Raw genomic sequence first — 24,505 nt, 5'->3', positions numbered from 1 at the left:
CATGACCGACCCCGAGGCCGGGTCCGCCGCGCGCAAGCGGGAGCTGCTCGCGCGGCGACTGCGTGAGCGCGCCGCGAAACCGGCGGCCTACCCGCTCTCGTTCGGCCAGCAGCGGCTGTGGTTCCTGGACAAGTTCTCGCCCGGCGGGGCGGTGTACAACATCCCGCTGGGGCTGCGCCTGCGCGGTCCGCTCGACCGGGCGGCCCTGCGGCGCGCGCTGGACGGCGTGGTCGCGCGGCACGCCGCGCTGCGCACGACGTTCCCCGACTCGGGTGGTGAGCCCGTGCAGCTAGTGGCGCCGACCGGGACGGCCGCCCTGACCGAGCACGAGCTGCCCGACGGCGACCGGGACGCGGTGGCGCGCGCGTTCGCCGACCAGCGCGGCGCGATCGGCTTCGACCTGCACCGCGGCCCGCTGTTCACGGCGAGCCTCGGCCGGTTCGCCGACGACGACCACGTGCTGGTGCTGAACCTGCACCACATCACGTCGGACGCGTGGTCGCTGTCCGTGCTGCTGACCGAACTGGGCGAGGGCTACGCCGCGGCGCTGGAGGGCCGCGCGCCGGTCCTGCCCGAGCTGGGGTTGCAATACCCGGACTACGCGGTGTGGCAACGCGATCGCATGGGTGACGAGGTCGCCGCCGCGCATCTCGACTACTGGGCGGAACACCTGGCCGGCGCGCCCGAACTGCTCACGCTGCCGACCGACCGGCCGCGCCCCGCGGTGGCCACGTACCGGGGCGCGTTGCGCTACGCCGACGTTCCCGCCGCCACCGCAGCCGCGTTGGAGGAGTTGGCCCGCGCGCACGGCGGCACGTTGTTCATGGTGCTGCTGGCCGGTTTCGCGGCCCGCCTGGGCAGGTTGGCCGGGCAGGACGACGTCGTGGTCGGCACCCCGGTCGCGGGCCGGTCGCACGCCGACCTGGAGGGGCTGATCGGGTTCTTCGTGAACACCCTGGCCCTGCGGACCCACGTCGGCGGCGACCCGACGTTCAGCGAGCTGCTGACCAGGGTCAGGGAGACCACCGTGGAAGGCCTGGCGCACGCCGAGCTGCCGTTCGAACGACTCGTGGAACACCTGAGCCCGCAACGCAGCCTGGGGCACGCGCCGCTGTTCCAGGCCCAGTTGATCCTCCAGAACACCCCGTCGGCGGACTTCGGGCTGCCCGGCCTGGCGATCGGGTCGATCACGCCCGATCCGGGGGTCTCGAAGTTCGACCTCACGCTCGCCGTGGAGCACCACGGCGGGGCTCTCGCGTTCGGCGTGGAGTACAGCACCGACCTGTTCGACGAGGCCACCATCGTCGACTTCACCGACCGGCTGATCGCGTTGCTGGCGGCGGCGGCCGAGCACCCGGAGCGGCGGATCTCCGAGCTGGACGCGTTGACCGGCGTGCGGCGGTGGGAGGTGTTGGAGGGCTTCAACAACACCGACCTGCCGCTGCCCGCGGCGACCACCGCGCTGGACCTGATCGCGGGCGATCCCGACGCGATCGCGGTGTCCGGCGCACCCGGCGGGACGAGCAGCGCGGGCGGGTCCGGCGCGTCGTTGACCTATCGTGCCCTGGCGGAGCGGTCCGACCGGGTAGCCGCGCTGCTCCAAGCGCACGATGCGGGCCCGTTGGTGGCCCTCCACCTGCCGCGCACCCCCGACCTGGTGGCCGCCGTGCTCGGTGTCTGGAAAGCGGGCGCGGCCTACGTCCCGCTGGACCCCGGCTGGCCCGCCGACCGGCTGACCTCCATGCTCACCGACTCCGGCGCGGACGTCCTCATCACCGACCCCGACTTGGAACCGTTGCCCTTCGACGGAACCGTCCTGTCGCTCACCGATCCACCGGCCGGCACCCCGGAACCGCGGGAAGTCACCGGTGAAGACCTCGCGTACGTGATCTACACGTCCGGTTCGACCGGCACGCCCAAGGGTGTGGAAGTGCCGCACCGGGCCGTGGTGAACCTGCTGGCGTCGTTCGACCCGCTGTTCTCCCTGACTCCGGAGGACCGGTTGGCGGCCGTGACCACGCTGTCGTTCGACATCTCCGTGCTGGAGCTGCTGCTCCCGCTCGTCACGGGCGCGGAGGTCGTCGTCGTGCCGGGCGAGATCGCCGGCGACGGCGCGGCGCTGCGGGAGCTGCTGGTGAGCCGGGACGTGTCCGCCCTCCAGGCCACCCCGGCGACGTGGCGGCTCCTCCACGCCGCCGGCGGTGTCCCGGCCGGTGTCACGACCCGCGTGTGCGGCGGCGAAGCGCTCCCCCGCGACCTCGCCGACGACCTGCTCACCGACGACTCGCTGCTGTGGAACGTCTACGGCCCGACCGAGACCACGGTGTGGTCGGCGGCCGGCCTGGTCGACCCGCCGCCGTCGCCGGTGGTGATCGGACCGCCGATCGGCAACACCCGCCTGTACGTGCTGGACGCGAGCCTCGAACCCGTGCCGCCCGGTGTGGTGGGCGAACTGCACATCGGCGGGATGGGCGTGGCGCGGGGCTACCACGACCGGCCGGCCCTCACCGCGAGCCGGTTCGTGCCCGACCCGTTCTCCCCGACGCCCGGCAGCAAGCTGTACGCGACCGGCGACCTGGTCCGCCACCGCGCGGACGGCACCCTGGACTTCCTGGGACGGGCCGACCACCAGGTGAAGGTGCGCGGCTTCCGCATCGAACTCGGCGAGATCGAGACGGTCCTGCTGGACTCGGGCGAGGTGCGCGAAGCCGTCGTGGTGCCGCGCGACGGCCGACTGGTTGCGTACCTGGTGCCGGAGAAGCGATCCGACGACCTGTGGGCACGGCTGCGGGCACGGCTCGCCGAGCGGCTGCCCGACTACATGCTGCCCGCGACGGCCGTGCTGCTGGACGCGCTTCCGTTGACCCCCAACGGGAAGACCGACCGCGCCGCCCTGCCCGAACCGACCTGGGACCTGGTCGGCGAACGGGTCGCGCCGCGTGACGCCGTGGAGGAGGTGCTGGCCGGTATCTGGCGGGAGGTGCTGAACCTGCCGGACATCGGCGTGCACGACGACTTCTTCGCGCTGGGCGGTCACTCCCTGCTCGCGGCCAAGGCGCTGGCACGGGTGCACGGGGCGTTCTCGGTCACGGTCCCGATCGGCCGCATGTTCGCCGCGCCGACCGTCGCCGGGATGGCCGCCGCCCTGGCCTCGCTGGACGAGCCGGGCCGGGTCGCCGCGGTCGCCGAGTTGCGCGTGCAGTTGGCCGGGATGTCCGCCGAAGAAGTCGCAGCGATGCTCGGGGAGGCGCCGTGAAGCGGTTCGCCGTCGTCTGGGCCGGGCAGCTCGTCTCGGTCATCGGGTCCGCCCTGACCGCGTTCGTGCTCGGGGTCTGGGTGTACCTGGGCACCGGCTCGGTGACGCAGTTCGTGCTGATCCAGTTCTGTGCCGTGGTGCCGGGCATCCTGCTCGCCCCGTACGCGGGCGCGGTCGCCGATCGGTACGACCGCAAGAAGGTCATGCTGGTCGCGGACAGCGGCGCGGGGATCGTCACGGTGCTGCTGCTGGTCGCGGTGAGCGCCGACGCGTTGGCGGTGTGGCAGATCTACCTGGCCGCGGCGTTGACGGCGACGCTGAATTCGTTCCACTTCATCGCCTACCAGGCGTTGGTGCCCGCGCTGGTCCCGCCGAAGCACCTGGGGCGGGTCAACGGGCTGATGCAGCTCACCCAGGGCGTGCAGATCGCCGCGCCGCTGGTGGCGGGCGCCCTGCTCGGGCTGGTGGGGCTGCGGGGCGTGCTGATCATCGACGTGGTGTCGATGGCGTTCGCGGTCACCGCGCTCGTGCTGGCCCGGCTCCCGGTCAGCTCGGGCGGCGGGCGGACCGGTGAGAAGGAGGGGCTGGGCGCGGGGCTGCGGTGGTTGCGGAGCGCGCCCGGGTTGTTCACGTTGTGCGCGGTGTTCGGGGTGTGGAACTTCCTGTTCGCCATCGCGGGCGGGCTGGTGCAGCCGCTGATCCTGTCGTTCTCCAGCCCGGCCACGCTGGGGGTGCTGATGGCGGCCGGCGGCAGCGGGCTGTTCGTCGGCGGGCTGGTGATGGGCGCGTGGGGCGGGCCGAAGCGCCGGGTGCTCGGCATCTACCTCGGCCTGGCGCTGGGCGGCGTGTTCCTGGTGCTGCACAGCCTCGCGCCCTCGCCGTGGCTGATCGCGGTGGCCGCGCCCGCTTTCCTGTGCACGCTGCCGCTGATGAACACCTGTTGCGTGACGTTGTTGCAGACCAAGGTCGACCCGGCCGTGCTGGGCCGGGTGCTGGCCGTGGTGCGGATGCTCAGCACCGCCGCGATGCCCGTCGCGTTCCTGCTGATCGGGCCGCTGTCCGACGGCGTGGCCGAGCCGCTGATGGCCGCGGACGGGGCGCTGGCCTCGTCGGTCGGCGCGCTGATCGGCACCGGCGACGGCCGGGGCATCGCCCTGATCTTCCTGGTGGTCGGCGTCCTCATGCTGGCGCTGACCGCCTACGCCTGGTCGCGCCCACGGCTGCGGGCCGTGGACGACCTGCCCGACGCGGTGGCCGAGACACCGGAAAGGACCCTCCAGTGACCGACTTGTCCGACCACCGCGAGCGGCTGCTGGAACGCCTGCTCGCCCAGCGGGGCCTGGCCGCCGCGAAGCACGGGATCCCCCGCCGGCCGGCGGGCGCGGCGCCGCTGACCGGCAACCAGCGCGGCCTGTGGCTGACCAGCCGGCTCGGTCTGGACGCGGGCGCGTACGCCATGTTCGTCGCGCTGCGGGTGGCGGGTGACGTCGACCCCGAACGGCTCCGGGCCGCGGTCGCGGTGGTGGTCGACCGGCACGAGGCGCTGCGCACCCGGATCGTGGAGAACGACGGCGTGCCGGAGCAGGTGGTGTCGCCGGAACCCGCGGTCGACGTGACGGTGTCCGACGTCGCGGACGCCGACCTCGACGCGGTCGTCGTGTCCGAAGTGGACACTCCGTTCGACCTGGAAGCCGGTCCGCTGCTGCGCGTGCGGCTGATCCGGATCGCGCCGGGCGACTGCGCGGTGGTCGTCACCGGCCACCACATCGTGTGCGACGACCTGTCGCTGGGACTCGTCGCGCGGGAGATCGGCGACGTGTACGCCGGGGTCGAACTCGGCCCGGCGGGCGTCCAGTTCCCGGACTACGCGCACTGGCAGTCCGGCCGGCTCGCCGACGGGGAGCGGCAGCGGCAGCTCGACCACTGGGCCGACCGCCTCGCGGGTGCTCCCGCGGTGCTCGACCTCGCCACCGACCGGCCGCGCACCCGGCACCGGACGGTCGCCGGCGGCAGCCATCGGTTCGTGGTGCCGGCCGAGTTGGCCGGGCGGCTGACCGCGTTGGCCCGTGCGCAGGGGTGCACGACGTTCGCCGGGCTGCTGGCCGCGTTCGCCGTCGTCCTGTCGCGGCGGGCCGACACCGACGACCTGGTGATCGGCTCGCCCACCACGCACCGGCCGTTCCCCGAGCTGGAGCGTTCGGTCGGCATGTTCGTCACCACGACCCCGCTGCGCATGGACCTGTCCGGCGACCCGACCGTCGCCGAGCTGTTCTCCCGCGCGAAGTCCACGGCGGTCGACGCGCTCGACCACGCCGAGGTGAGCTTCGACGAGGTGGCCGTGCGCGTCGCACCCCGGCGCGACCTCGCCCACCACCCGCTGTTCCAGGTGATGCTCGTGCTCAACCGGGGCGGCGCGCAAGGCGGCTGGGCCGGTCTGCCCGCCGACACCGTGCCGGTCGACCGGGGCACCAGTCGGTTCGACCTCACCCTGCACGTGCGGGAGGCGGACGGCGACTGGCCCGCGAACCTCGACTACAGCACGGATCTCTTCGACCCGGACACCGTCGCCCGGTTGGCCGACCAGGTGCTCACGGTGTTGGCCGCCGTGGTGGCGAACCCGGAGGTCCGGCTGTCCCGGCTGGACACGACCACGACCGCCGACCGGATCGCGGCGGCTGAGCTGAACGGCCCGTCCGTCGCACCCCCTGATGATGTGCTGACGCGCATCGCGCGGCAAGTCGCCGCGCACCCGGACACCACCGCCGTGCTCGCGCTGGACTCCGCCGGCACGGCCGTCTCGGAGTTGACCTTCGCACAGTTGGACCGCCGTGCGAACAAGGTCGCGCACGTGCTGGCGGAGTGGGGTGTCGGGCCTGAGGTGCCGGTCGGGTTGGCGTTGAAGGCCGGACCGGACGCGTTGGTGGCCCTGCTGGCGATCCTCAAAGCCGGTGGGGCCTACGTGCCGCTCGACCCGGGGCATCCACCGGCTCGGCTGGCCGGACTGCTCGCCGACTGCGGGGCTCCGGTCGTGATCACCCTGCCCGGTGACCGTGATCGGTTCTCCGGGTTCCACGGCGCGCTGTTGGACACCGCGGACGAGGCGTTCCGGGGCGAGGCCGCCGAGCCGCCTGCCGGTGGTGTGCTCCGGGAGGCCTTGTCGTACATCATCTACACGTCGGGATCGACCGGAGTGCCCAAGGGCGTTCAGGTCCAGCACGACACGTTGGCCAACCTGACCGATGCGTTCATCGAACTGCACGGTTTCCGGGCCGGGCAGCGAATCCTGATGATCCCGCCGTTGAGCTTCGACGCCTCGGTGGGCGATGTGTTCCCGGCGTGGTGCGCGGGCGCGGCGGTGGTCGTGCACCCGGAGCCCGCTTCCGTTGGCGGGCCGGAGTTGTTGCGGTTGTGCGCCGAGCACCGGCTGACCGCGGTGGACGCGCCGGCCGCGTTGTGGAAGCGGTGGGTGGCCGATCTCGAAGGCGTCACCGACACCGGCGGTCCGCTCGAAGTGATGATGATCGGCGGTGAGGCGGTGCCGCCGCAGGCCGTTGCCGAGTGGGCCAAGGCGACCGGGGTCGTCCTGGTCAACCACTACGGGCCTACCGAGACGACGGTGTGCGCCACCGCGCATCGCACGGTCGACGCGTCCGAGGTCGACCCGCGTTCGGCGACGTTGCCGATCGGGCGTCCGTTGCCCGGCGTCCGGATCTACGTGCTGGACAGCGATCTGCGTCCGTCGCCCGTGGGCGTGCCGGGGCAGTTGTACGTGGGCGGGAACGCGCCCGCGCGCGGGTATCGGGGTGATCCGGCCCGCACCGCGTCGGTCTACGTGGCCGATCCGACCGTGCCGGGTGGCCGCATGTACCGCACCGGCGACCTGGTGCGGCTGTTGCCGGACGGCACGGTGGAGTTCCTGGGGCGGGTGGACGACCAGGTCAAGTTGCGCGGCCACCGGATCGAGCCCGGCGAGGTGCGGGCGGCGCTGCTCAAGCATCCTCGGCTGGCCGAGGCCGCGGTGGCGGTGCGGGCCGACACGCTGGTGGCGTACGTGGTGCCACGGCCCGGCGAGACCGCGCCGGAGTTGGACGAGCTGCGGGCGTTCTGCGCCGAGCACCTGCCGGAGGCGATGCTGCCCGGCGCCCGGGTGGTGACGGCCGAGCTGCCGCTCACCGCGCACGGGAAGGTCGACGTCGCCAAGCTGCCCGACCCCGATGTCACCGCCGCGCCCTACGAGCCGCCGCGGACGCCGGTCGAGCGGGTGTTGGCCGAGGTCTGGGCCGAGGTGCTCAACGCCCCGCTGGTCGGCCGGCACGACTCGTTCTTCGGGCTGGGCGGCCACTCGCTGATCGCGGCGGCGGTGCTGGCCAAGGTGCGGTCGCTGCTCGGGGTGACGGTGCCGTTGCGGGCGTTGTTCGCCACCGCCGATCTGGCCGAGTTGGCGGAGGTCGTCGAGCACGCGGCGGCGTCGGACGACACGTTCGCCAAGCGGTACCGCTCCGGGTTGCCGAGTGTGGCCCGGATGCGGGCGGACGCCGAGCCGCCGGACGACATCGCGGCGGTCCACCCGGTGCGGACCGGTGTGCCGCAACGGGTCCTGCTGACCGGCGCCACCGGATTCCTGGGGGCGCACCTGCTGGGCGAGTTGCTGGCGCGCACCGACGCCGAAGTGCACTGCCTGGTGCGGGCGGAGACGCCGGCGGTCGCGGTGGCGCGGATTCGGGCCAACCTGCGGCGGGCGCACCTGGACGTGTCGGAGGAAAAGCTGGCGCGGGTCGTGCCGGTGGTGGGCGACATGTCGAAACCGTTGCTGGGCTTGAGCGAACGCGAGTTCGACGGGCTCGCCGAGAGCATGGACGCCGTCTACCACAACGGGGCGGTGATGAACTTCGTCCTCACGTACCAATGGATGATGCCGCCGCATGTGGGGAGCACGGTCGACGTGCTGCGGCTGGCCACCCGGTATGCGACGAAGCCCCTGCACCTGATGTCGACCCTCGGCGTGTTCCTCGGGGCGGCGTACGACCGGCAGTTGATCACGGAGGCCGACCGCGCCGAGGATCCGACCGGGCTGGACACCGGCTACCACACCACGAAGTGGGTCGCGGACATGATGGGTGTGCTGGCTCGTGACCGGGGTGTGCCGGTGTCGGTCCACCGGATCGCCGCGATCGTCGGCGACGTGCGGACGGGCACGGCCAAAACCGAGTCGTACCTGAGTCGGCAGATCGCCACGTGCGCGCACACCGGCGCGGTGCCGCGTACCGGCGATGTGATCGACATGCTGCCGGTGGACCGGTTGGCCGGCGCGATCGCGGGCATCTCCACCCGGCCCGACCTGGCGGGCCGCGATTTCCACTACTACCGGGCGGACGGGCTCCGCTACGCCGACCTCGGCGAGGTGTTGAGCGCCAAGGGGTATCCGGCGAAGGTGCTGGAGTACCCCGAGTGGCGGGCGCTGATGCTGGAGAGCCCGGACAGCGCGTTCGGTCCGTTGGCCTTCGGTTTGACCACCACCCACCGGGCGCACCCGGTGTTCGACTGCTCTGCCACGTGGGCGGCGGCGGCCGAGTGCGGGGTCTCGTTCCCGCCCGCCGACGCCGAGATGATCGCTCGTCACATCGACTACCTCGCGAGCGCGGGGGTCATGCCAGAGAGGTCTTGACCATGCCACTGCACCTGGAGCCCGGTGACGGGCCTCCGTCGTTCGTGGATCTCCTTGCCACGGCCGGGTATCGCGCGATGGCGGCCGGGCTGCGGTTGGGGGTCTTCGAGGCCCTTGCCGCAGAAGGGTTGTCATCGGCGGGGTTGTCCTCGGAAGGGCTTGCCGCTCGGCTGGGGACCGATCCTCGGGGTACCGCGTTGCTTGCCGAGGCGTTGGTGGCGTTCGGGTATCTGGAGCGCTCGGACGACGGGTACACCAACACCGCGTCCACTCGGAAGTGGTTGTCGGGTGGTGGGTATCGCGAGGTCGACCAGTTCTGGTCGACGGTGTTGTTCGAGTCTTGGGACGGGTTGGAGGAGTCGATTCGGAGCGGGAAGCCGGCGCTGGACTTCTACGGCTGGCTTTCGTCCCGGCCCGAGACGCTCGGGCGGTTCCAGGGGATGTTGTCCGGGCATGCCGACGGCATCGCTCCCGAGGTGTGCGGGTTGGTGCCGGTGGGGGCTCGGTTGTTGGATCTTGGTGGTGGGCATGCCAAGTACGCGATCCGGTTGTGTGCCGAGCATCCTGGTCTGCATGCCACGGTCATTGATCTGCCCGAGGCGTTGGCGGTGGGGTCCGGGGCGGTGACCGATGCCGGGATGTGTCATCGGGTTGCGTTGTGGCCTGGGGACTATGACTCGCTTGAGCTGGGTGGCGACTACGACACCGTGTTGTTGTTCAACGTCGTTCACGGGCGTACGGCGGCTGCGAACCGGACGTTGCTGGACCGCGTGGCGGCGGCGGTGCGGCCGGGTGGCGCGGTGGTCTTGCTGGAGCATGACGAGCACAGTGAGGATCGGGCGGCGGATGCCTTTGCCCGTGTGTTCAGCCTGAACCTGTTCCACGGGCAGGGCGGGCAGGTGTACTCGGGCGCCGAGATCGAAGGATGGCTTGTCGGAGCAGGGTTCGCCGAGGTGGCCACGCACCCGTTGCGCACATCGCCCGGACAGTCGCTGATTGTGGCTCGGAAGGTCGTGTGAGGGGCGCCGTGGTGCTCGGGGGGCGGAACTTGTTGGTGTTGTTGCACGACTACCTGACGGCAAGCATGTCCAGTTAGCCGGCTTGGGGGTTGTCGTGGTTGAGGATCATGGGCGTCGGACGGTTTTGCGGGCTGCGGCTGTTGGTGGGGTGGCTGCTGCGGTGGGTGGCTTGGGGATTGGTGAAGGGGTTGCCGCGGGGGCGACCGGAGGTGGGCGGCTCCGGGTTGGGGTTTTGGTCTACGACCGGATGACCTTGCTTGATGCTGTTGGGCCGGCTGAGGTGTTGTCCCGGTTGCCCGGGGTTTCCGTCAGCTTCATCGGGCGGCGGCGTGGGGTTGTTCGTGGGGACACCGGGCATGGGGCGGTGATCGCGGATCTTCGGATCGACGATGTCGATCGGTTGGATGTGCTGCTGGTGCCCGGTGGGTCTGGGGCCGGTGGTACCGCTGTTGTGTCGCATGAGCCGACTATGCGGTGGATTCGGCATATCGACGCCACCAGCACTTGGACCACGTCGGTCTGCACCGGGTCGTTGATCTTGGCGTATGCCGGGCTCCTGCAAGGACTTCGCGCGACCACGTACTGGTCGGCCAAGGACGTCCTGACTGCCAAGGGCGCGATCTACGTGCCTGGGCGTTGGGTGCGGTCCGGGAAGTACGTGACGGCGGCCGGGGTGTCTGCCGGGATCGACATGGGGCTCTTCCTCGCCTCCCTGTTGGCTGACGAGGTGACTGCGCAGGCTTGTCAGCTCGCGTTGGAGTACGACCCCGAGCCCCCGTTCGACACCGGCAGCCCGGACAAGGCCGGGCCTGAGCTTCAGCGGTTGGCGTTGCGGCTGTTGGAGCAGTCTCAGCGGTAAGGGTGTTCGCCGGGCCTCGCACTCGTTCGAGTGCGGGGCCTGGCTGGTTCACGCGAGGAATGCGACCGACGCCGTGGCGGCCGACAGCGCGATGCACAGCGGTGAGTAGATTCGCAGGTCGAGTCGGGCGAACTCGGTCTTCTTCCCGGCCGACGCCACCAGGCCGCCCACACCGCGCAGCAGGAGCACCGCCGCCACCCCGGCCGTGCCGACGACCGCCGGCCACTCCGGGCCCGGCACCGCGACCAGGTCCGCTCGCCCGACCACCAAGTAGGCGGCCAGTGCCAGCAGCAGTGCCGGCACGGCCGTCAATCCCGGTGACGGCAACCGGTCGGCGGGGACGCCCACCACGCGGCTTGCGAACTCCTCGCGGGTGCGCAGTGGCCAGGGCGAGAACATCCACACCACGTGCAGTGCGCCCACGGCTGCCAACACCAGGGCCGTGAGCAGGGCCAACACCGTCATCGCCGTCCACCTCCGAGGCATCCATACGGCACCGTACGGAACTTGGCCATACGGTAGCGTACGGAAGCTGAGAGTCAGTCGTCGGCGGTGATCCGGTCCAGCACCCGCGTGAACGCCCGGCCCAGCACGTCCAGCTCCTCGTCGGTCAGCACGTCGAACAGGTACCGCCGCACGGTCTCCACGTGGCCGGGCGCCGCCGCCTCGATCGCCGACCTGCCCGCCGGGGTCAGCCGCACCATCGAGCCGCGCGCGTCCTCGGGGCACTCCTCGCGGACCACCAGTCCGCGCTTCTCCATCCGGCCGACCTGGTGGGACAGCCGACTGCGCTCCCAGCCGACCATCGTGCCCAGCTCACGGGACCGCACCAAGCCGTCCGGAGCCTCGGACAGCGGCACCAGCAGCGAGTAGTCCGCGTTCGACAGCCCCGAGTCGCGGACCAACTGCCGTTCCAGGACCGCCGGCAGCTCGCGGTTCAGGTCGAGGTACGCGTGCCACACGCGTGCCTCCCGTTCGTCCAGCCATCGGGATTCGTCCACCCCGATCACGCTAGCAACTTGTTGACGTGTCATCAAACGATGGTAGATTGCTGACGTGTCCACAAACAGCATGGAACTCGGGCTTCTCAGCTTCGCCGACCGCCACCCGGACCCGGTGACCGGACAGCAGGTCCCGGTGGCCGACGCGCTGGCGAACCAGCTTGAGCGGATCAAGCTCGCGGACGAGTTGGGGCTCGGCTTCTACGGGCTGGGCGAGCACCACCTGCCCGAGTACGCCAGCTCCAACCCCGGCACCGTCCTGGCCGCCGCCGCGAGCATCACGAAGAACATCACCCTCGGCAGCGCCGTCACCGTGCTCAGCACCGAGGACCCGGTGCGCGTCTACCAGCAGTTCACGACGCTGGACCAGCTCAGCCGGGGCCGTGCCGAGCTGCTGGCGGGCCGTGGCTCGTTCACCGAGTCGTTCCCGCTGTTCGGCGCGGCGCTGGAGGACTACGACGACCTCTTCGAGGAGAAGCTCGCCCTGCTGCTCCGGCTCGACCGGGAGAACCCGATCACCTGGTCGGGCAAGTTCCGGCCCCCGCTGGAGAACGCGCACGTCCACCCGCGCCCCTACCGCGAGCGGCTGCGCATCTCCGTCGGCACGGGTGGCAACCCCGAGTCGTCGGTGCGCGCGGGCCTGTTGGGGCTGCCGGTCGTGTACGCGGTGATCGGTGGGATGCCCGAGCGCTTCGGACCGCTGGTCGACCTGTACCGGCGTGCGGGTGAGGCCGGTGGGCACGCGCCGGAGGATCTGCACGTGACCATGAGCGCCATCGGCTTGATCGCCCGGAACTCGCAGGACGCCAAGGACGCGTACTACCCGTACTGGCTGGAGACCATGAAGTACGGGGCCCGTGCCCGTGGCTGGACCGTGCCTTCGCGGGCCGAGTACGACGAGTGGACGCGGGGTGCGCGGTCGATCTTCGCCGGCAGTCCGGACGAGGTCGCCGAACGGCTGATCACGGTCGGCCGCCTGACCGGCGCCCGCCGGTACGCGATGCACATGGACTGGTCGGGTGTGCCGCACCGGTTGGTGATGGAGGCGATCGAACTGCTCGGCACCGAGGTCATGCCCTTGGTGCACAAGGAACTTGGCGGTTGATGACCCGTTGCGGTGCGGCGGCGGTCAGCCGCCCTGGCCGAGGACGGCGGTCACGCGGATCTCGACGCGCATCTTCGGCGCGCCGAGGGCCACCACACCGATCTCGGTCCAGATCGGCGCTCGGTCGCCCATGCGCTTGCGGAACTGCTCCACCATGACGCGGTTGTGGACCTCTCCGATGAAGTCCGCGGAGTCGGGGATGTGGTAGGAGTCCACCGCGATGACGTCCCGCCACGTGGCGCCGGCCTGGGCCAGGGTCCGCTCGACGTTGTCGAAGGCCTGGACGATTTCGTCCTCCAGCGCCTCGGGGAAGGTCCAGTCGTCGTCCCACCCTCCCTGGCCGGACGTCTCGACGCGGTCGCCGATGCGAACCGCCTGGTGGTAGTGCATGGCGGCGAGTTGCGCATCGCCGTATCCGGGAGTGGCGAAGAACTCCGGCACAGGCATGGTGATCCCTTCGAGTTGACTTCAAGCGTGAAGTGAACGTAGCACGCTTTCACTTCACGCGTAAAGTCACGACCCGCTCGGTACCATGCCGCCATGGCCACCACCGCGACCCCGGGCCCCGGCGAGGACTCCCCCGACGGGACGCGGTGGCTGACCGCGGACGAGAAAGAGGCCTGGACCGGGCTCGTCTCCCTGGTCCTGCTGCTGCCGGGGCAACTGGAGGCCCCGCTCCAGCACGGGGCCGGCCTGTCCCTCTTCGAGTACCTGGCCCTCAGCCACATCTCGGAGGCCCCGGACCGCCGCCTGCGGATGAGCGAACTGGCCTACCTCGCCAACGGCTCCCTCTCCCGCCTGTCCAACGTCGTCAAGCGGTTCGAGCAGCGGGGCTGGGTGGAGCGCTCGCCCGACCCCGACGACGGCCGCTACACCGTCGCCGCCCTCACCGACGCCGGCTACGACGTGGTGGCCGCCGCCGCGCCGATCCACGTGCGCTCGGTGCGCCAGACGGTGCTCGACCCGCTCACCGCCGCCGACCAGCGGGCGCTCGCCCGGATCGCCGCCAAGCTGCGGGTGCGGCCCGTCGACCTGGCGTAGCCCGCCACCAGGCGGGCCAGCTCCACCAGGCCGACCAACTCCGCCGGAAGCGCACTAGCCGCGCCGGAACAGGTAGCCGGCGATCGCCCGGCCCGCCGCCTGCGGGTCGTCGCCCAGGTCCGGCGGCAGCACGCCGGTGTTCCACAAGGTCGCGAAGCCGTGCACGATCGACCACGCCGCGACCGCCGCCAGCCCGGGGTCGTCCTGCTCGGTGACGCCGCCGGTCAGCAACTCGCCGGACCGGGCCCGTGCGGCGAGCACCGCCGGGTCGTCGGCGTGGTAGAGGTCGGGGCGGAACATCACCTCGAAGTGCGCGCGGTGTTCGACGGCGAAGCGCACGTAGGCCGCGCCGATGTCCACGAAGTCGCCGCTCTCCTTGGCCGCGATCAGTCGGTCGGCCAGCAGCCCGAAGCCCTCGGCGGCCAGTGCGGTGAGCAGGCCCGCCTTGTCCCGGAAGTGGTGCACCGGACCCGCGTGGGACACGCCCACCCGCCGTGCCAGGTCGCGCAGGCCCACGCCGGCGGGGCCGTGTTCGTCGATCACTTCCACGGCGGCGGCCAGCACGGCCCGCCGCAGGTCGCCGTGGTGGTAGGGACGCCGGGAGGTCACCGGCACAGCCTAGCTCGAATCTAGACGTTGACAAGTTCACTGGTCGCGAGCCATCTTGTCGTTGTCAAGTTGCCGAGTTCGGGAAGAGGCCGTCGATGGCTCCGCTGATCATCCTCATCGTTGTCACGCTCGCCCTGGCCGTGGGCCGCGCACTGGGCGTCCACCGGATCGCGCCGTGGCCGTTCGCCGTGCGCGGTGGTCTCACGGCCATGTTCACCGCCACCGGAGTCGCGCATTTCGTCGGGATGCGCGAGGAGCTGATCGCCATGGTTCCGCCGGCGCTGCCCGCTCCCGGCCTGATCATCACGGTGACCGGGGTGCTCGAACTGGCGGGTGCGGCCGGCCTGCTGTGGCGTCGGACTTCGCCGTGGGCGGCGGCCGGGTTGACCGCGATGCTGATCGGGATGTTCCCGGCGAACGTGTACGCCGCTTCGGAGGGTCTCTCCCCTTCGTTCGGCGATCAACTGCTGCCCCGCACGCTCATGCAGGTCGTGTTCCTCGCGGCGACCGTCACCGTGCTGGCACACCACTGGCGGGAGCGGCAGGCTGCGCGCTCACTTGACGTCAGTGTGGTGTGAGTGTTCAATCAGTCATATCACCGACTAGGCCTCACCGGTTTGGTCGACCAGAAGAGTGATTGATTGACCACACACTTGGAGACGGACATGCAGGCACTCGAAGTCGTGCTTCCCGGGATCGTCGAGCCGGACGGGCTCCGGTTGCGCCGCCGCGACCTGCCCTCCCCCGCCGCCGGTCAGGCCGTGGTGCGGGTGGAGGCGAGCGGGGTGTCGTTCGCCGAGCAGCAGATGCGGCGGGCGAAGTACTACGACCAGCCGGCGTTCCCGTTCGTGCCCGGGTACGACCTGGTGGGCACGGTGACCGAGGTCGGGCCGGGCGTGGACCGGGCGTTGGTCGGCAGTCGGTTCGCCGCGCTGACCAAAACCGGCGGGTGGGCCGACCACGTGGTGCTGGACGCGGCCGACCTCGTGCCGGTGCCGTCCGGGGTCGATCCGGCGGAGGCGGAGTCCTTCGTCGTCAACGGGATCACGGCGTGGCGGATGCTGCACCGGATCGCGAAGGTCACGGCCGGGCAGACCGTGTTGGTGCACGGGGCCAACGGCGGTGTCGGGTCCACCCTGGTACAGCTCGCGCGGTTGGCCGGGGCCACCGTGATCGGCACCGCTTCGCCGCGCCACCACGACGCCGTGCGCGCGCTCGGCGCGACCCCGGTCGACTACCGGAAGCCCGGTCTGGCGGCACGGGTCCGCTCGCTCGCACCGTCCGGAGTGGACGCCGTGTTCGACCACGTGGGGGGGCCGGGGATCGTGGGCTCCTACCGCCTGCTCGCGCCGCGCGGCACGCTGGTCGCGTACGGGACGGCGTCGACGCGTGACCGGCAGGGATCGTCGCGGCTGCCGGTGCTGAAGCTGTTCGGGCGGTTGATGCTGTGGAACGCGCTGCCGAACGGGCATCGGGCCACGTTCTTCAACATCTGGGCAGGCAAGCGGGACCGCGCCGCGTTCCGGGCTCGGCTCGCGGCCGACCTCGGGGCGGTGCTCGGGCTGCTCGCCGACGGAAAGCTGCGTGCCCAGGTCGCCGCGCGCGTGCCGTTGGCGGAGGTCGCGCGGGCCGTCACGCTCGCCGAGTCGGGCACCGTCACCGGCAAGGTCGTGCTGGTGCCGTGACCGGCCGGCGCGGTCCGTGCGACCCGGGACGGCCAGAACCCCGTTGCGGTCCTGGCCGATCGGGGTCGCTCCCGGTCCCGCCGGCGGTCAGGTGCCGAACGCCCGGACGACCGCCGCCATGTCCGCCGTTCCGCCGTGGTCGGCGGCGACGCGGTACTGCTCGTGCAGCGCGCGCATCAGCCGGTCGTCGGTGCCCGCCTCGCGCATCGCCGCCAGGATCAGGTCGGCGTCCTTCACGGCGCCGTCGACGCCGAACGACGGCGTGAAGTCCTCCGCGATCATGGCCCGGCCCTTCAACTGGGCGTACCCGCTGTCCACCGCACCGCCGGCGATGGCGTCCAGGAACGCCGCCGGCTCCAGCCCCAGCCCACGGGTCAGGGCGACGGCCTGCGCGGTGGCGGCGGTGATCGACAGCACCCACGAGTTGGCCGCCAGCTTGAGCCGCTGGCCGTCACCGGGCCGCTCCCCCGCCCACACCGTGCGGGCGCCGATGGCGTCGAAGACCGACGCGACGCGGTCCCGCAGGGCGAGCGGACCGGCCGCCAGCACGGTGAGCTTGCCCTCCTCCGCCGGTTTGCGGGTGCCGAGGACGGGCGCGTCGACGAAGGCCGTGCCGCCGGCCAGTTCCGCGAGGCGTGCGGTGCCGTCCAGGCCCACCGTGCCGCTCTGCACCCACACCGCGCCGTCCGCGAGTTCGAGGTCGCGCATCACCTCGGCGGTCGAGTCGGCGTCGAACAGCACGGTCAGCACGACGTCCGCGTTCGCCACCGCCTCCGCCGGGTCCTCGGCCACCACCGCGCCGTCGTCCGCCAGCGGCCGGGCTTTCTCCGCGCTGCGGTTCCACACCGTCACGGCCAAGCCCGCCCGCAGCAGGCTCCGCGCCATCCCCGCGCCCATCATCCCGGTGCCCAACACCGCAACAGTCTTCGTCACTTGGAATCCCTTCCTCTCACCGCAAATGTGCCACCACCGCAGTGGGTCCGCATCCGGCGCGGCTCTGCGGCGGCTGTTGAGGTGAAACGGGAAACCGGCCCGCGGATCAGGCGGCAGGCTGCTCCGGCGCCACGGACGGCGCGGGCGACCGGGTGAGCAGGTAGCCCGCCGCCGCGGCGATGGGGAACATGACGATCCCGTACACGGCGGCGGGGACGGCGAGGCGTTCGCTGCCGACCACGGTCACCGCGATGGTGATCGCGAGCGTGCTGTTGTGGATGCCCACCTCGAACGCCGACGCGATGGCCTGGCGGCGCTCCACCTTGAGCACGCGCGGCAGGAGGTAGCCCGCGGTGAGGCTGCACACGCAGAACAGGGCGGCGATCAGGCCGGTCTCGGCGAGGTACGTGCCGACGTTCTCGCGTTCGGCGAGCAGCGTGCCAGCGATCACCGCCACCAGCACGACCGCGGACACGATCCGCACCGGCCGGTCGGCGCGGTCGGCGAGGGACGCCGACCACCGCCGCACCAGCATGCCCAGCACCACGGGCACCAGGACGATCGCGAACACCTGCGCGACCTTGCCGAACTCCAGGCCCACCGCGCCGTCGCCGATCGCGGGCCCGAAGTGGCCGAGGGCCAGGTTGACGACGAGCGGGAGCGTGACCACGGCGAGCACCGAGTTGACGGCGGTGAGCGTGATGTTCAGCGCCACGTCCCCGCGGAACAGGTGGCTGAACAGGTTGGCCGTCGTGCCGCCCGGTGAGGCGGCCAGCAGCATCATGCCCACCGCGAGCACCGGGTCCAAGCCGAACCCCACCACCAGCCCGAAGCAGACCAGCGGCAGCACGACGAGCTGCGTGGCGAGGGCGACGGCCACGGCTCTCGGCTCGCGCACCACCCGCGCGAAGTCCGCGACGGTGAGCGACAGGCCCAGCCCGAACATCACCACCGCGAGCGCGACGGGAAGACCGACACTCGTCAGGACCGTGCCCATCGGCGATCACCCTCCCCGCCGAGCCGCGACGGCGGGGCTCGACGGGCGCATCCTCTCTGATGCGGAGTCCGGTGGGGAGGGTCGTTACCGAACAGCCGTCATCGGGCGACGACGGAGCGACCGACACCCGTCCTCAGGCCACGGCGAAGCGACCGACAGCCGTCATCGGGCGACCGTGAAGCGGCGGCCCTCGTGCGCCGGCCGCTCGATCTCGTCCAGCAGGGCGACCGCGTAGTCCTCGGCGCTGATCCAGCTCACGCCCTCGGCGTCGGTGACCAGCTCGTCCACCCCGGTCCGGTACCGGCCGGTGCGCTCGCCGGGCTCGATGGTGGCCGCCGGGCTCAGGGCGGTCCAGTTCACGTCGGCCACCCCGCGCAGGTAGTCGAGCGCGTCGCCGTGCGAGTGCATGATCTGGAGCAGCCAGTCCGGCAGGCCGGGCTGGTCCCAGACCCGCGTGCCGTCGGCCGTGCGGAGGCTGCCCGCGCCGTTGACCACGATCAGGCGGGGCGCGCCGTCGACCTTGCGCAGCGCGCCGACCAGCGCCTTCGCCGCGGGCGCGATGGTCGCCGAGTGGCCGGGGCCGTCGCCGCCGCCGACCGCGCTGACCACCACGTCGTGACCGGCCAGCAGGTCCGGCAGCGCCGCCTCGTCCAGCACGTCGCCGGTCTTCGCGGTGACGTCGGAGCGGTCGAGCTTGGCCGGGTCGCGGACGATCGCCGTGACGGTGTGGCCCCGGCGCAGCGCCTCGTCGAGGATTCGCGAGCCGATGGTGCCGGTGGCGCCGATGAGTGCGATGTGAGCCATGGTTTGCACGTTCTCCACAGTGGACGGTGGGCGCCGGAGGGACGCCCGTAGTAGACATTCAAGCCACCCAACACGAACCCGGCGAGGTCAGAGGGGGACACGTCATGGTGAAAAAACGACACATCCCGGAGGTGTCCTACCGCAACCCGGGGGTCGCCGAGCTGGGGATCGAGGTGCTGTCGCTGGGTGTGCTGCGGCAGCGCGCGGGCGACGGGCACGACCTGACCCGCCCGCAGCGGCCGGGGTTCCACCTGCTGATGCTGGTCACCGCCGGCACCGGCGTGCACACCGTCGACTTCACGCCGTACCGGCTGCGGCCGGGCAGCGTGGTGTGGGTCCGGCCCGGCCAGGTGCAGCAGTTCCAGCCGCGTTCCCGGACCGAAGGTCCGCTGCTGCTGTTCCGACCCGACTTCCCGCCGCCGGACACCGCGAGCCCGTTCGGCCCGTCGCACTGGCAGCTCACCACCCAGGACAGGCTGCTCGCCGCGACCGCCGCCGAGCACCTGGCGAACGAGTACGCCGCGCTCACGCACGCGCCGGTCGCCGCCGCGAGCGGGCTGCTGGCGCACCTGCTGGCGGCGCTGCTGCTCCGGCTGTCGCTGGCGTCGGGCACGCAGGGGCCCGCGTACAACGAGACGTTCCTGAGGTTCCGCGACGCCGTGGAGCGCGACTTCGCGACGACCCACCAGGCCGCCGACTACGCCCACGCCCTCGGCTACTCGCCACGCACCCTGACCCGCGCCACCCAGGACGCGGTCGGCATGGGCCCGAAAGAGTTCCTGGACCGCCGGATCGTGCTCGAAGCCCGCCGACTGCTCGCCCACACCGACCTGCCCGCCGCCGCGATCGGCGCACGACTCGGCTTCCCCGACCCCACCAACTTCTTCAAGTACTTCCGCCACCGCACAGGCGTCACACCCGGTGACTTCCGCACCAGCCTGTCACGCGCCTGACCGCCGCAGCTTCGCCCGCAACGCACGCCGAGCCACCGGACCCAGGTCGTCCACCACCTCCACCAGCACGGCCAACCGGTCGAGCGAGTCCAAGGCGGCCCGTGCGCCCTCCGGATCGACTCCTTCGAACAGCTCCAGGCCGACGAAACCGGCGCTCACCGCGCGGGCCAGGCCGGCGACGTCCACCAGGTCCGCCACCGGGGAGTCGGCGAGCAGCCGGTGCAGCGCCTGTTCGACCGGCTCGATCCACAGGTGCAGGGCGGCGGACGTGGCACGGGCGAGCTTCGGGTCGGCCTGCGCGCCGGCGAGGAGCTGGGCGAGCACCATGACGTTGCCCCGCTCGCGTTCCTCGACGTGCAGGCGGCGGCCGAGGTCGAGCAGTTCGCGCAGCGACGTGACCCCGGCCAGGCGGTCCCGGAACGGCGCGACGCGGGCTTCGGTGCTCGCCACGCACGCCGCCTCCAGCAGGTCGTGCACGCTGCCGAAGTGGTAGAAGACCAGCGCCTGGTTGACGCCCGCGGCAGCGGCGACCGCGCGGGCCGAGGCGCCCGCGATGCCGTGCCGCCGGATGGTCTCGATCGCGCCGTCGATCAGTCGCTGTCGGGTGTCGGCCATGGTCACCACCGTAGGGGCGCGCACAGGTACGGCCAGGTGGCGGTGTCGGTGTCGGTGTCGGTCACGGTCACCACCGTGCGGGCGCGCACAGGTACGGCCGGGCGAGGGCCAGTGCCGTCACGGTCGTCGTGATGCCCACGAAGACGGGCGCGAGGTGGAGGAAGTCGGTGTAGTGGATCACGCCGTGCACGACCACGGCGGGCAGGAACCCGGCTGCCGCCGCCAAGGCCAACGTCCACCACACCCAGGCCTCACCGCGCCGCCAGCCCCACGCGCCCAGCAGCGTGATCGCGGCGGCGGCGGACATCAGCGCCCCGCCGAACCCCGCGCGGTCGTGCGCGATGAACGCCAACAGCCTCGGGTTGGCGTCGGCGAGGTCGGCCGCCGCCGCGCCGAGGAATTCCAGGTCGCTCGCGACGAACACCTCCGTGAGGCCGACCACCGACACCACGACGCCGCCGACGAACAACCCGACCCCCGTGACCACGATCAGGAGCTGCCCGACCAACGCCCTGCGGCGGACCCGCTCGTCGCCCTCCGGCAGGACTGTCCACTGTGGACTAGGCCGGCGGCGGGCCGACAGCAGGAACATCGGGAACAGGACCGCGGCGGCCGTCAGGTGCAGCGGCTCCAGGAACCCGAAGCCGAGGAAGTACAGCAGCGTCGGGAAACCCACCCACCACGACACCAGGTAGGCCTCCCGCGCCCACGGCCACCCGCGCCGCAGCCCGCCGGCGGACAGGCCGGCGTAGAGCACGCCGATCGACACCATGGTGCCCGCCAACGTGATCCGGTCGTGCTGGAGGAAGCCGACCAGCCGGTGGTTGACGTGGTGCAGGTGGTCCACGCCCGCCCCGAGGAACGCGCGGTCGTACCAGAGCAGCACGGGACCGAGGGCGATCGCGGCGGCGACCAGCCCGCCGGCGACCATGCCGAGGCCGACCAGCAGTCCCCACCACCAGGCCGGCCACCGACGCGGGTCGCGGCCGACGGTCCGGCCCGGTGGAGTGGTCGGTGTCGCCGCCTCGACCACGCGGGCGAACCAGCCGGGCCCGGCGTCGATCAGCACGGACGGCGTGGCCAGCACGAGGGCGTCCGGATCGGCCAGTGCTCCGACCGCCGCCGCGATGGACGGCGTGGTCAGGTGGACGACGTTCGGCACGGCGAGCGCTCCGACCGCGACGGACGGTGCGGTCGGGTGGCCGACGGCACTGCCCTCCGGAGCCTCGTGACCGACAGCACTGCCCTGCGCGGCCGGGTTCGCGTTCCGGACCAGCACCGGAATCCGCGCGACGGCGACCGCGTCCCGGATCGCGGCGTCCGCGCCGACCGCCGGGGCCACTTCGACCACACCCGCGCCCAAGAGCGGCAACGCCCGCACCGCGTCCCGCGCCACCTCGGGCGGCACGACCGCGCCCAGTCTGCTGCGCACCGGCACCCCGTTCACCGTGCCCGCGAGGTGGGCGGGCGGATGCCGGTGGCCCAGAGCGCGGGCGACGACCCAGCCTCCGCCGGGCAGGGAGCCGACCGTCGCGAGAGCCCGCAGAGCGACCAACCGCGACCGCCGAACACCGAGCAGGGCGCCCGCGATGCCACGCAGCGGCTGATAGGTCCAGTCAGGCACGGGGTGGCCGCCAGGACAGGACGGGCGCCATCGAGCGCAGTGTCACGCCGGCGGGGACCGACCACGCCGCCAGGTCGCGCAGCGCCGTCGCAACCGGCGACCGCCACCGGGCGACCGCGCCGAGCCGGGCGGCCCGGTGGGCGACCGCCTGCGTCCGGGGGCGGCGTTCACGGTCGTACCGGGCCAGTGCGGTGGCGAGGTCGGCTCCGTCCAGGCAGACCGCGAGGGTGACCGCGTCCTCCAGCGCCTGGCACGCGCCCTGCCCGAGCATCGGGTCCATCGCGTGCGCGGCATCGCCCAGCAGCACCGCGTTCCCGCGCACGTAGGAGTCCAACGGCGGCACGTCGTACACGTCGTGGCACAGCACGTCGGAGTCGTCCACGGACGCGAGCAGCCGGGGAATCGGGTCGGGCCACTCGGCGAACCGGTGACGCAGCCCAGCGGCAGCGGCTGAGGCAGCGGTGGTGGCAGGGGCAGTGGCGGCGGCGAACAGGTAGAACCGGTTGCCGGGCAGCGCGGTGAAGCCGATGCGCTCGCCCCGTCCCCACAGCACCGCGCCCGGCGTGTCCAACTCCAGCGGCGGCGTGATCGCCCGCCACGCCGTGCAGCCGGTGTGCCGTGGCAGCGTCCCGCGCACCACGCTGCGCACGCCGTCCGCGCCGACCACCAGGTCCGCCGCGAAGAACCGCCCACCGTGGGCGACCACGCCGTCCGGCCGGACCTTCACCACCTCACAGCCGGACCGCAGCGCCGACGCGGGCAGCGCGTCGGCCAAAGTCCGCACCAAATCGGCCCGGTGCACGACGGTCAGCGGCCAGCCGAAGCGGCGGATGACCTCGGCGTTGCGCGTCCTGGACAGCCAGCGCCCGCCGCGCGAGCGGACGCCTCCCCCGGTCTGGACCGCGCCGAGCGCCGCCACCGCATCACCGAGCCCGAGCGCGTCCAAGGCGTGCAGCGCGTTCGGCCACAACGACAGCCCGGCCCCCACGTCGGTGAACGCCGGGGCGCGTTCGAGCACCGTCACCCGCCAGCCACGCCGGTCCAGGGCGACGGCCGCCGCCAGGCCCGCGATCCCGCCGCCGACCACGACCGCCGTGCGCACAGCCATGCCGGACCCCCCTTTTGAGCGACCGCTCAAAAAGAAGTCTAGCCCGGTGTTGAGCGATCGCTCAACCGATCTCCACCACCAGCTTCTCGGCCGCCTCGATCGCGGTCTCCTGGTGCGGCTGGATCTCCTGCTGTCCCTGGTTGTCGAAGTTCACCCCGAACGGGTCCTCGAACGGCTCCGCCACGCCCGCCAGCACCTCGATCACGGCGTGCGCGCAGAACGGCACGTACACCGGGTCGTAGCCGCCCTCGTGCGCGAACGCGATCCGCCCGTCGCACAGCTCGGCCGCCGCGTCCAGCAGCATCCGGCCGATCTCCCGGTAGCCGCCGGCGGTGACCATCATGCGCGCCAGCGGGTCCACGGGATTCGCGTCGAACCCGGCCGCGACCAGGATCAGGTCCGGGCGGAACCGGCGCAGCGCGGGCAGCACCACCCGGCGCACCGCCTCCAGGTAGCCGCCGTTGCCGGTGCCCGGCGGCAGCGGCAGGTTCAGCGCGTAGCCGTGGCCCCGGCCCGAGCCGCGCTCCGTCACGTGGCCGGAGTCGGGTGGGAACACCCGGTCCTGGTGCACGGACACGGTCAGCACGTCCGGGTCGTCCTCGAACGCCGCCTGGGTGCCGTTGCCGTGGTGCACGTCGATGTCCACCACGGCGATCCGCCCGACGCCCCGGCTCGCCCGCACCGCGGACGCGGCGATCGCGAGGTTGGCCAGCAGGCAGAAGCCCATGCCGACGTCGGCCAGCGCGTGGTGGCCGGGCGGTCGGACGAGGGCGTAGGAGTTGTCGACCTCGCCGTCCACCACCGCCTCCACCGCGCGGATGACGCCGCCGGCCGCGAGCCGCGCGATGTCCAGGCCGCCCGGTCCGAACGGGCTGCCGCCGTCGCCCGCGTCGCCGCCGGTGTCGTTGGCCGCCACCAGCCGCGCCAGGTGGCCGGGCGTGTGGACGCGCAGGATCTCCTCGTCGGTGGCCGGGCGCGGTGCGAGGCGGGTCAGCCGGTCGATCAGGCCGGTGGCCACGACCAGTTCGTGCACCCGGCGCTTGGCCTCGGCGTTCTCGTAGTGCCGGAACGGCTGGAGCCCGCGGCGCGGGTCCGCGGGCAGGAGACCGGCGTGCGTCCCGGTGTCGTGCCAGCCGTACAGCTCGTGGTACACGTAACCCGTCGACATGGGCGCGAATCCTCGCCCCGGAACAGGCCGCCGTCTTGTCTGCCGGCGACCGGGGGTTGACTG

General features: G+C 72.3%; 21 protein-coding genes. 10 read left to right on the top strand and 11 right to left on the bottom strand.

The annotated features are described in order from the left end of the window. Position 1 precedes the first annotated feature (1 nt). The 5 genes from ACQPZF_RS19555 (at position 2) to ACQPZF_RS19535 (ending at position 10,799) form a co-directional block, all read left to right on the top strand. Complete coding sequence (locus tag ACQPZF_RS19555; protein WP_433273624.1) at positions 2 to 3,256, top strand: amino acid adenylation domain-containing protein; 3,255 nt, start codon at positions 2 to 4, stop codon at positions 3,254 to 3,256. Further along, positions 3,253 to 4,539, top strand: a complete 1,287-nt coding sequence (locus tag ACQPZF_RS19550; RefSeq protein WP_433273622.1) for an MFS transporter — start codon at positions 3,253 to 3,255, stop codon at positions 4,537 to 4,539. The genes ACQPZF_RS19555 and ACQPZF_RS19550 overlap by 4 nt, the downstream gene beginning before the upstream one ends. Then, positions 4,536 to 8,921 (top strand): non-ribosomal peptide synthetase, encoded by a 4,386-nt coding sequence (locus tag ACQPZF_RS19545; protein ID WP_433273620.1) that lies wholly within the window; start codon positions 4,536 to 4,538, stop codon positions 8,919 to 8,921. The genes ACQPZF_RS19550 and ACQPZF_RS19545 overlap by 4 nt, the downstream gene beginning before the upstream one ends. A 2-nt stretch (positions 8,922 to 8,923) precedes the next feature. After that, on the top strand, positions 8,924 to 9,940 hold the full coding sequence (locus ACQPZF_RS19540) for a methyltransferase (protein ID WP_433273618.1): 1,017 nt from the start codon (positions 8,924 to 8,926) through the stop codon (positions 9,938 to 9,940). A gap of 247 nt (positions 9,941 to 10,187) precedes the next feature. Further along, the gene (locus ACQPZF_RS19535) at positions 10,188 to 10,799 is read left to right on the top strand and encodes a DJ-1/PfpI family protein (RefSeq protein WP_433273616.1); all 612 of its coding nucleotides are present in this window, start codon (positions 10,188 to 10,190) and stop codon (positions 10,797 to 10,799) included. Positions 10,800 to 10,847: 48 nt separating this feature from the next. Here ACQPZF_RS19535 and ACQPZF_RS19530 read toward each other — a convergent pair whose 3' ends face one another. Both ACQPZF_RS19530 and ACQPZF_RS19525 read right to left on the bottom strand, forming a co-directional pair. Further along, a complete protein-coding gene (locus tag ACQPZF_RS19530) occupies positions 10,848 to 11,264 on the bottom strand; it encodes a DUF3995 domain-containing protein (protein ID WP_433273614.1) in 417 nt (138 codons plus the stop codon). 74 nt (positions 11,265 to 11,338) lie between these two features. Then, on the bottom strand, positions 11,339 to 11,800 hold the full coding sequence (locus ACQPZF_RS19525) for a MarR family winged helix-turn-helix transcriptional regulator (RefSeq protein ID WP_433273612.1): 462 nt from the start codon (positions 11,798 to 11,800) through the stop codon (positions 11,339 to 11,341). Between the two features lie 70 nt (positions 11,801 to 11,870). Here ACQPZF_RS19525 and ACQPZF_RS19520 point away from each other — a divergent pair, with 70 nt between their 5' ends. Beyond that, entirely contained in the window at positions 11,871 to 12,905 is a 1,035-nt protein-coding gene (locus ACQPZF_RS19520) for an LLM class flavin-dependent oxidoreductase (RefSeq protein WP_433274619.1), read from the top strand. A gap of 24 nt (positions 12,906 to 12,929) precedes the next feature. On the opposite strand, the gene ACQPZF_RS19515 is transcribed toward ACQPZF_RS19520, so the two are convergent. Beyond that, the gene (locus ACQPZF_RS19515; RefSeq protein ID WP_433273610.1) at positions 12,930 to 13,352 is read right to left on the bottom strand and encodes a Rid family hydrolase; all 423 of its coding nucleotides are present in this window, start codon (positions 13,350 to 13,352) and stop codon (positions 12,930 to 12,932) included. Positions 13,353 to 13,445: 93 nt separating this feature from the next. On the opposite strand from ACQPZF_RS19515, the gene ACQPZF_RS19510 reads away from it, so the two are divergent. Further along, positions 13,446 to 13,946: a MarR family winged helix-turn-helix transcriptional regulator gene (locus tag ACQPZF_RS19510; protein WP_433273608.1), complete on the top strand. Its 501-nt coding sequence runs from the start codon at positions 13,446 to 13,448 to the stop codon at positions 13,944 to 13,946. A 54-nt stretch (positions 13,947 to 14,000) separates the two neighbouring features. On the opposite strand, the gene ACQPZF_RS19505 is transcribed toward ACQPZF_RS19510, so the two are convergent. Further along, positions 14,001 to 14,555, bottom strand: coding sequence for a TetR/AcrR family transcriptional regulator (locus ACQPZF_RS19505; protein WP_433273606.1), 555 nt, complete (start codon positions 14,553 to 14,555; stop codon positions 14,001 to 14,003). 95 nt (positions 14,556 to 14,650) lie between these two features. Here ACQPZF_RS19505 and ACQPZF_RS19500 point away from each other — a divergent pair, with 95 nt between their 5' ends. Next, entirely contained in the window at positions 14,651 to 15,133 is a 483-nt protein-coding gene (locus tag ACQPZF_RS19500; RefSeq protein WP_433273604.1) for a DoxX family protein, read from the top strand. Positions 15,134 to 15,220: 87 nt separating this feature from the next. Continuing rightward, positions 15,221 to 16,240 (top strand): medium chain dehydrogenase/reductase family protein, encoded by a 1,020-nt coding sequence (locus ACQPZF_RS19495; protein ID WP_433274617.1) that lies wholly within the window; start codon positions 15,221 to 15,223, stop codon positions 16,238 to 16,240. Between the two features lie 87 nt (positions 16,241 to 16,327). On the opposite strand, the gene ACQPZF_RS19490 is transcribed toward ACQPZF_RS19495, so the two are convergent. The 3 genes from ACQPZF_RS19490 to ACQPZF_RS19480 form a co-directional block, all read right to left on the bottom strand. Then, a complete protein-coding gene (locus tag ACQPZF_RS19490; protein WP_433273602.1) occupies positions 16,328 to 17,173 on the bottom strand; it encodes an NAD(P)-dependent oxidoreductase in 846 nt (281 codons plus the stop codon). 106 nt (positions 17,174 to 17,279) lie between these two features. Beyond that, positions 17,280 to 18,170 carry a bile acid:sodium symporter family protein gene (locus tag ACQPZF_RS19485; protein WP_433273600.1) on the bottom strand — a complete coding sequence of 297 codons (891 nt, stop codon included), beginning with the start codon at positions 18,168 to 18,170 and terminating at the stop codon, positions 17,280 to 17,282. Between the two features lie 162 nt (positions 18,171 to 18,332). Beyond that, a complete protein-coding gene (locus ACQPZF_RS19480; protein ID WP_433273598.1) occupies positions 18,333 to 18,974 on the bottom strand; it encodes an NAD(P)-dependent oxidoreductase in 642 nt (213 codons plus the stop codon). Positions 18,975 to 19,078: 104 nt separating this feature from the next. Between ACQPZF_RS19480 and ACQPZF_RS19475 the strand changes: the two genes are divergently transcribed. After that, positions 19,079 to 19,927, top strand: coding sequence for a helix-turn-helix domain-containing protein (locus ACQPZF_RS19475; protein WP_433273595.1), 849 nt, complete (start codon positions 19,079 to 19,081; stop codon positions 19,925 to 19,927). Here ACQPZF_RS19475 and ACQPZF_RS19470 read toward each other — a convergent pair. The 4 genes from ACQPZF_RS19470 to ACQPZF_RS19455 form a co-directional block, all read right to left on the bottom strand. After that, entirely contained in the window at positions 19,916 to 20,542 is a 627-nt protein-coding gene (locus ACQPZF_RS19470) for a TetR family transcriptional regulator (RefSeq protein ID WP_433273593.1), read from the bottom strand. The two genes, ACQPZF_RS19475 and ACQPZF_RS19470, sit on opposite strands and share 12 nt — an antisense overlap. 67 nt (positions 20,543 to 20,609) lie before the next feature. Then, positions 20,610 to 22,166: a hypothetical protein gene (locus ACQPZF_RS19465; protein WP_433273591.1), complete on the bottom strand. Its 1,557-nt coding sequence runs from the start codon at positions 22,164 to 22,166 to the stop codon at positions 20,610 to 20,612. After that, positions 22,159 to 23,274 (bottom strand): FAD-dependent oxidoreductase, encoded by a 1,116-nt coding sequence (locus ACQPZF_RS19460; RefSeq protein ID WP_433273589.1) that lies wholly within the window; start codon positions 23,272 to 23,274, stop codon positions 22,159 to 22,161. The genes ACQPZF_RS19465 and ACQPZF_RS19460 overlap by 8 nt, the downstream gene beginning before the upstream one ends. Positions 23,275 to 23,335: 61 nt before the next feature. After that, the gene (locus tag ACQPZF_RS19455; RefSeq protein WP_433273587.1) at positions 23,336 to 24,442 is read right to left on the bottom strand and encodes a class II histone deacetylase; all 1,107 of its coding nucleotides are present in this window, start codon (positions 24,440 to 24,442) and stop codon (positions 23,336 to 23,338) included. Between the last annotated feature and the right edge of the window lie 63 nt (positions 24,443 to 24,505).

The sequence above is a fragment of the Actinosynnema sp. CS-041913 genome, assembly GCF_050942485.1.
Classification (GTDB): Bacteria; Actinomycetota; Actinomycetes; order Mycobacteriales; family Pseudonocardiaceae; genus Actinosynnema.
The sequence above is the reverse complement of the archived record's forward strand: the minus strand, read 5'-3'. Positions and strand labels throughout refer to the sequence as shown.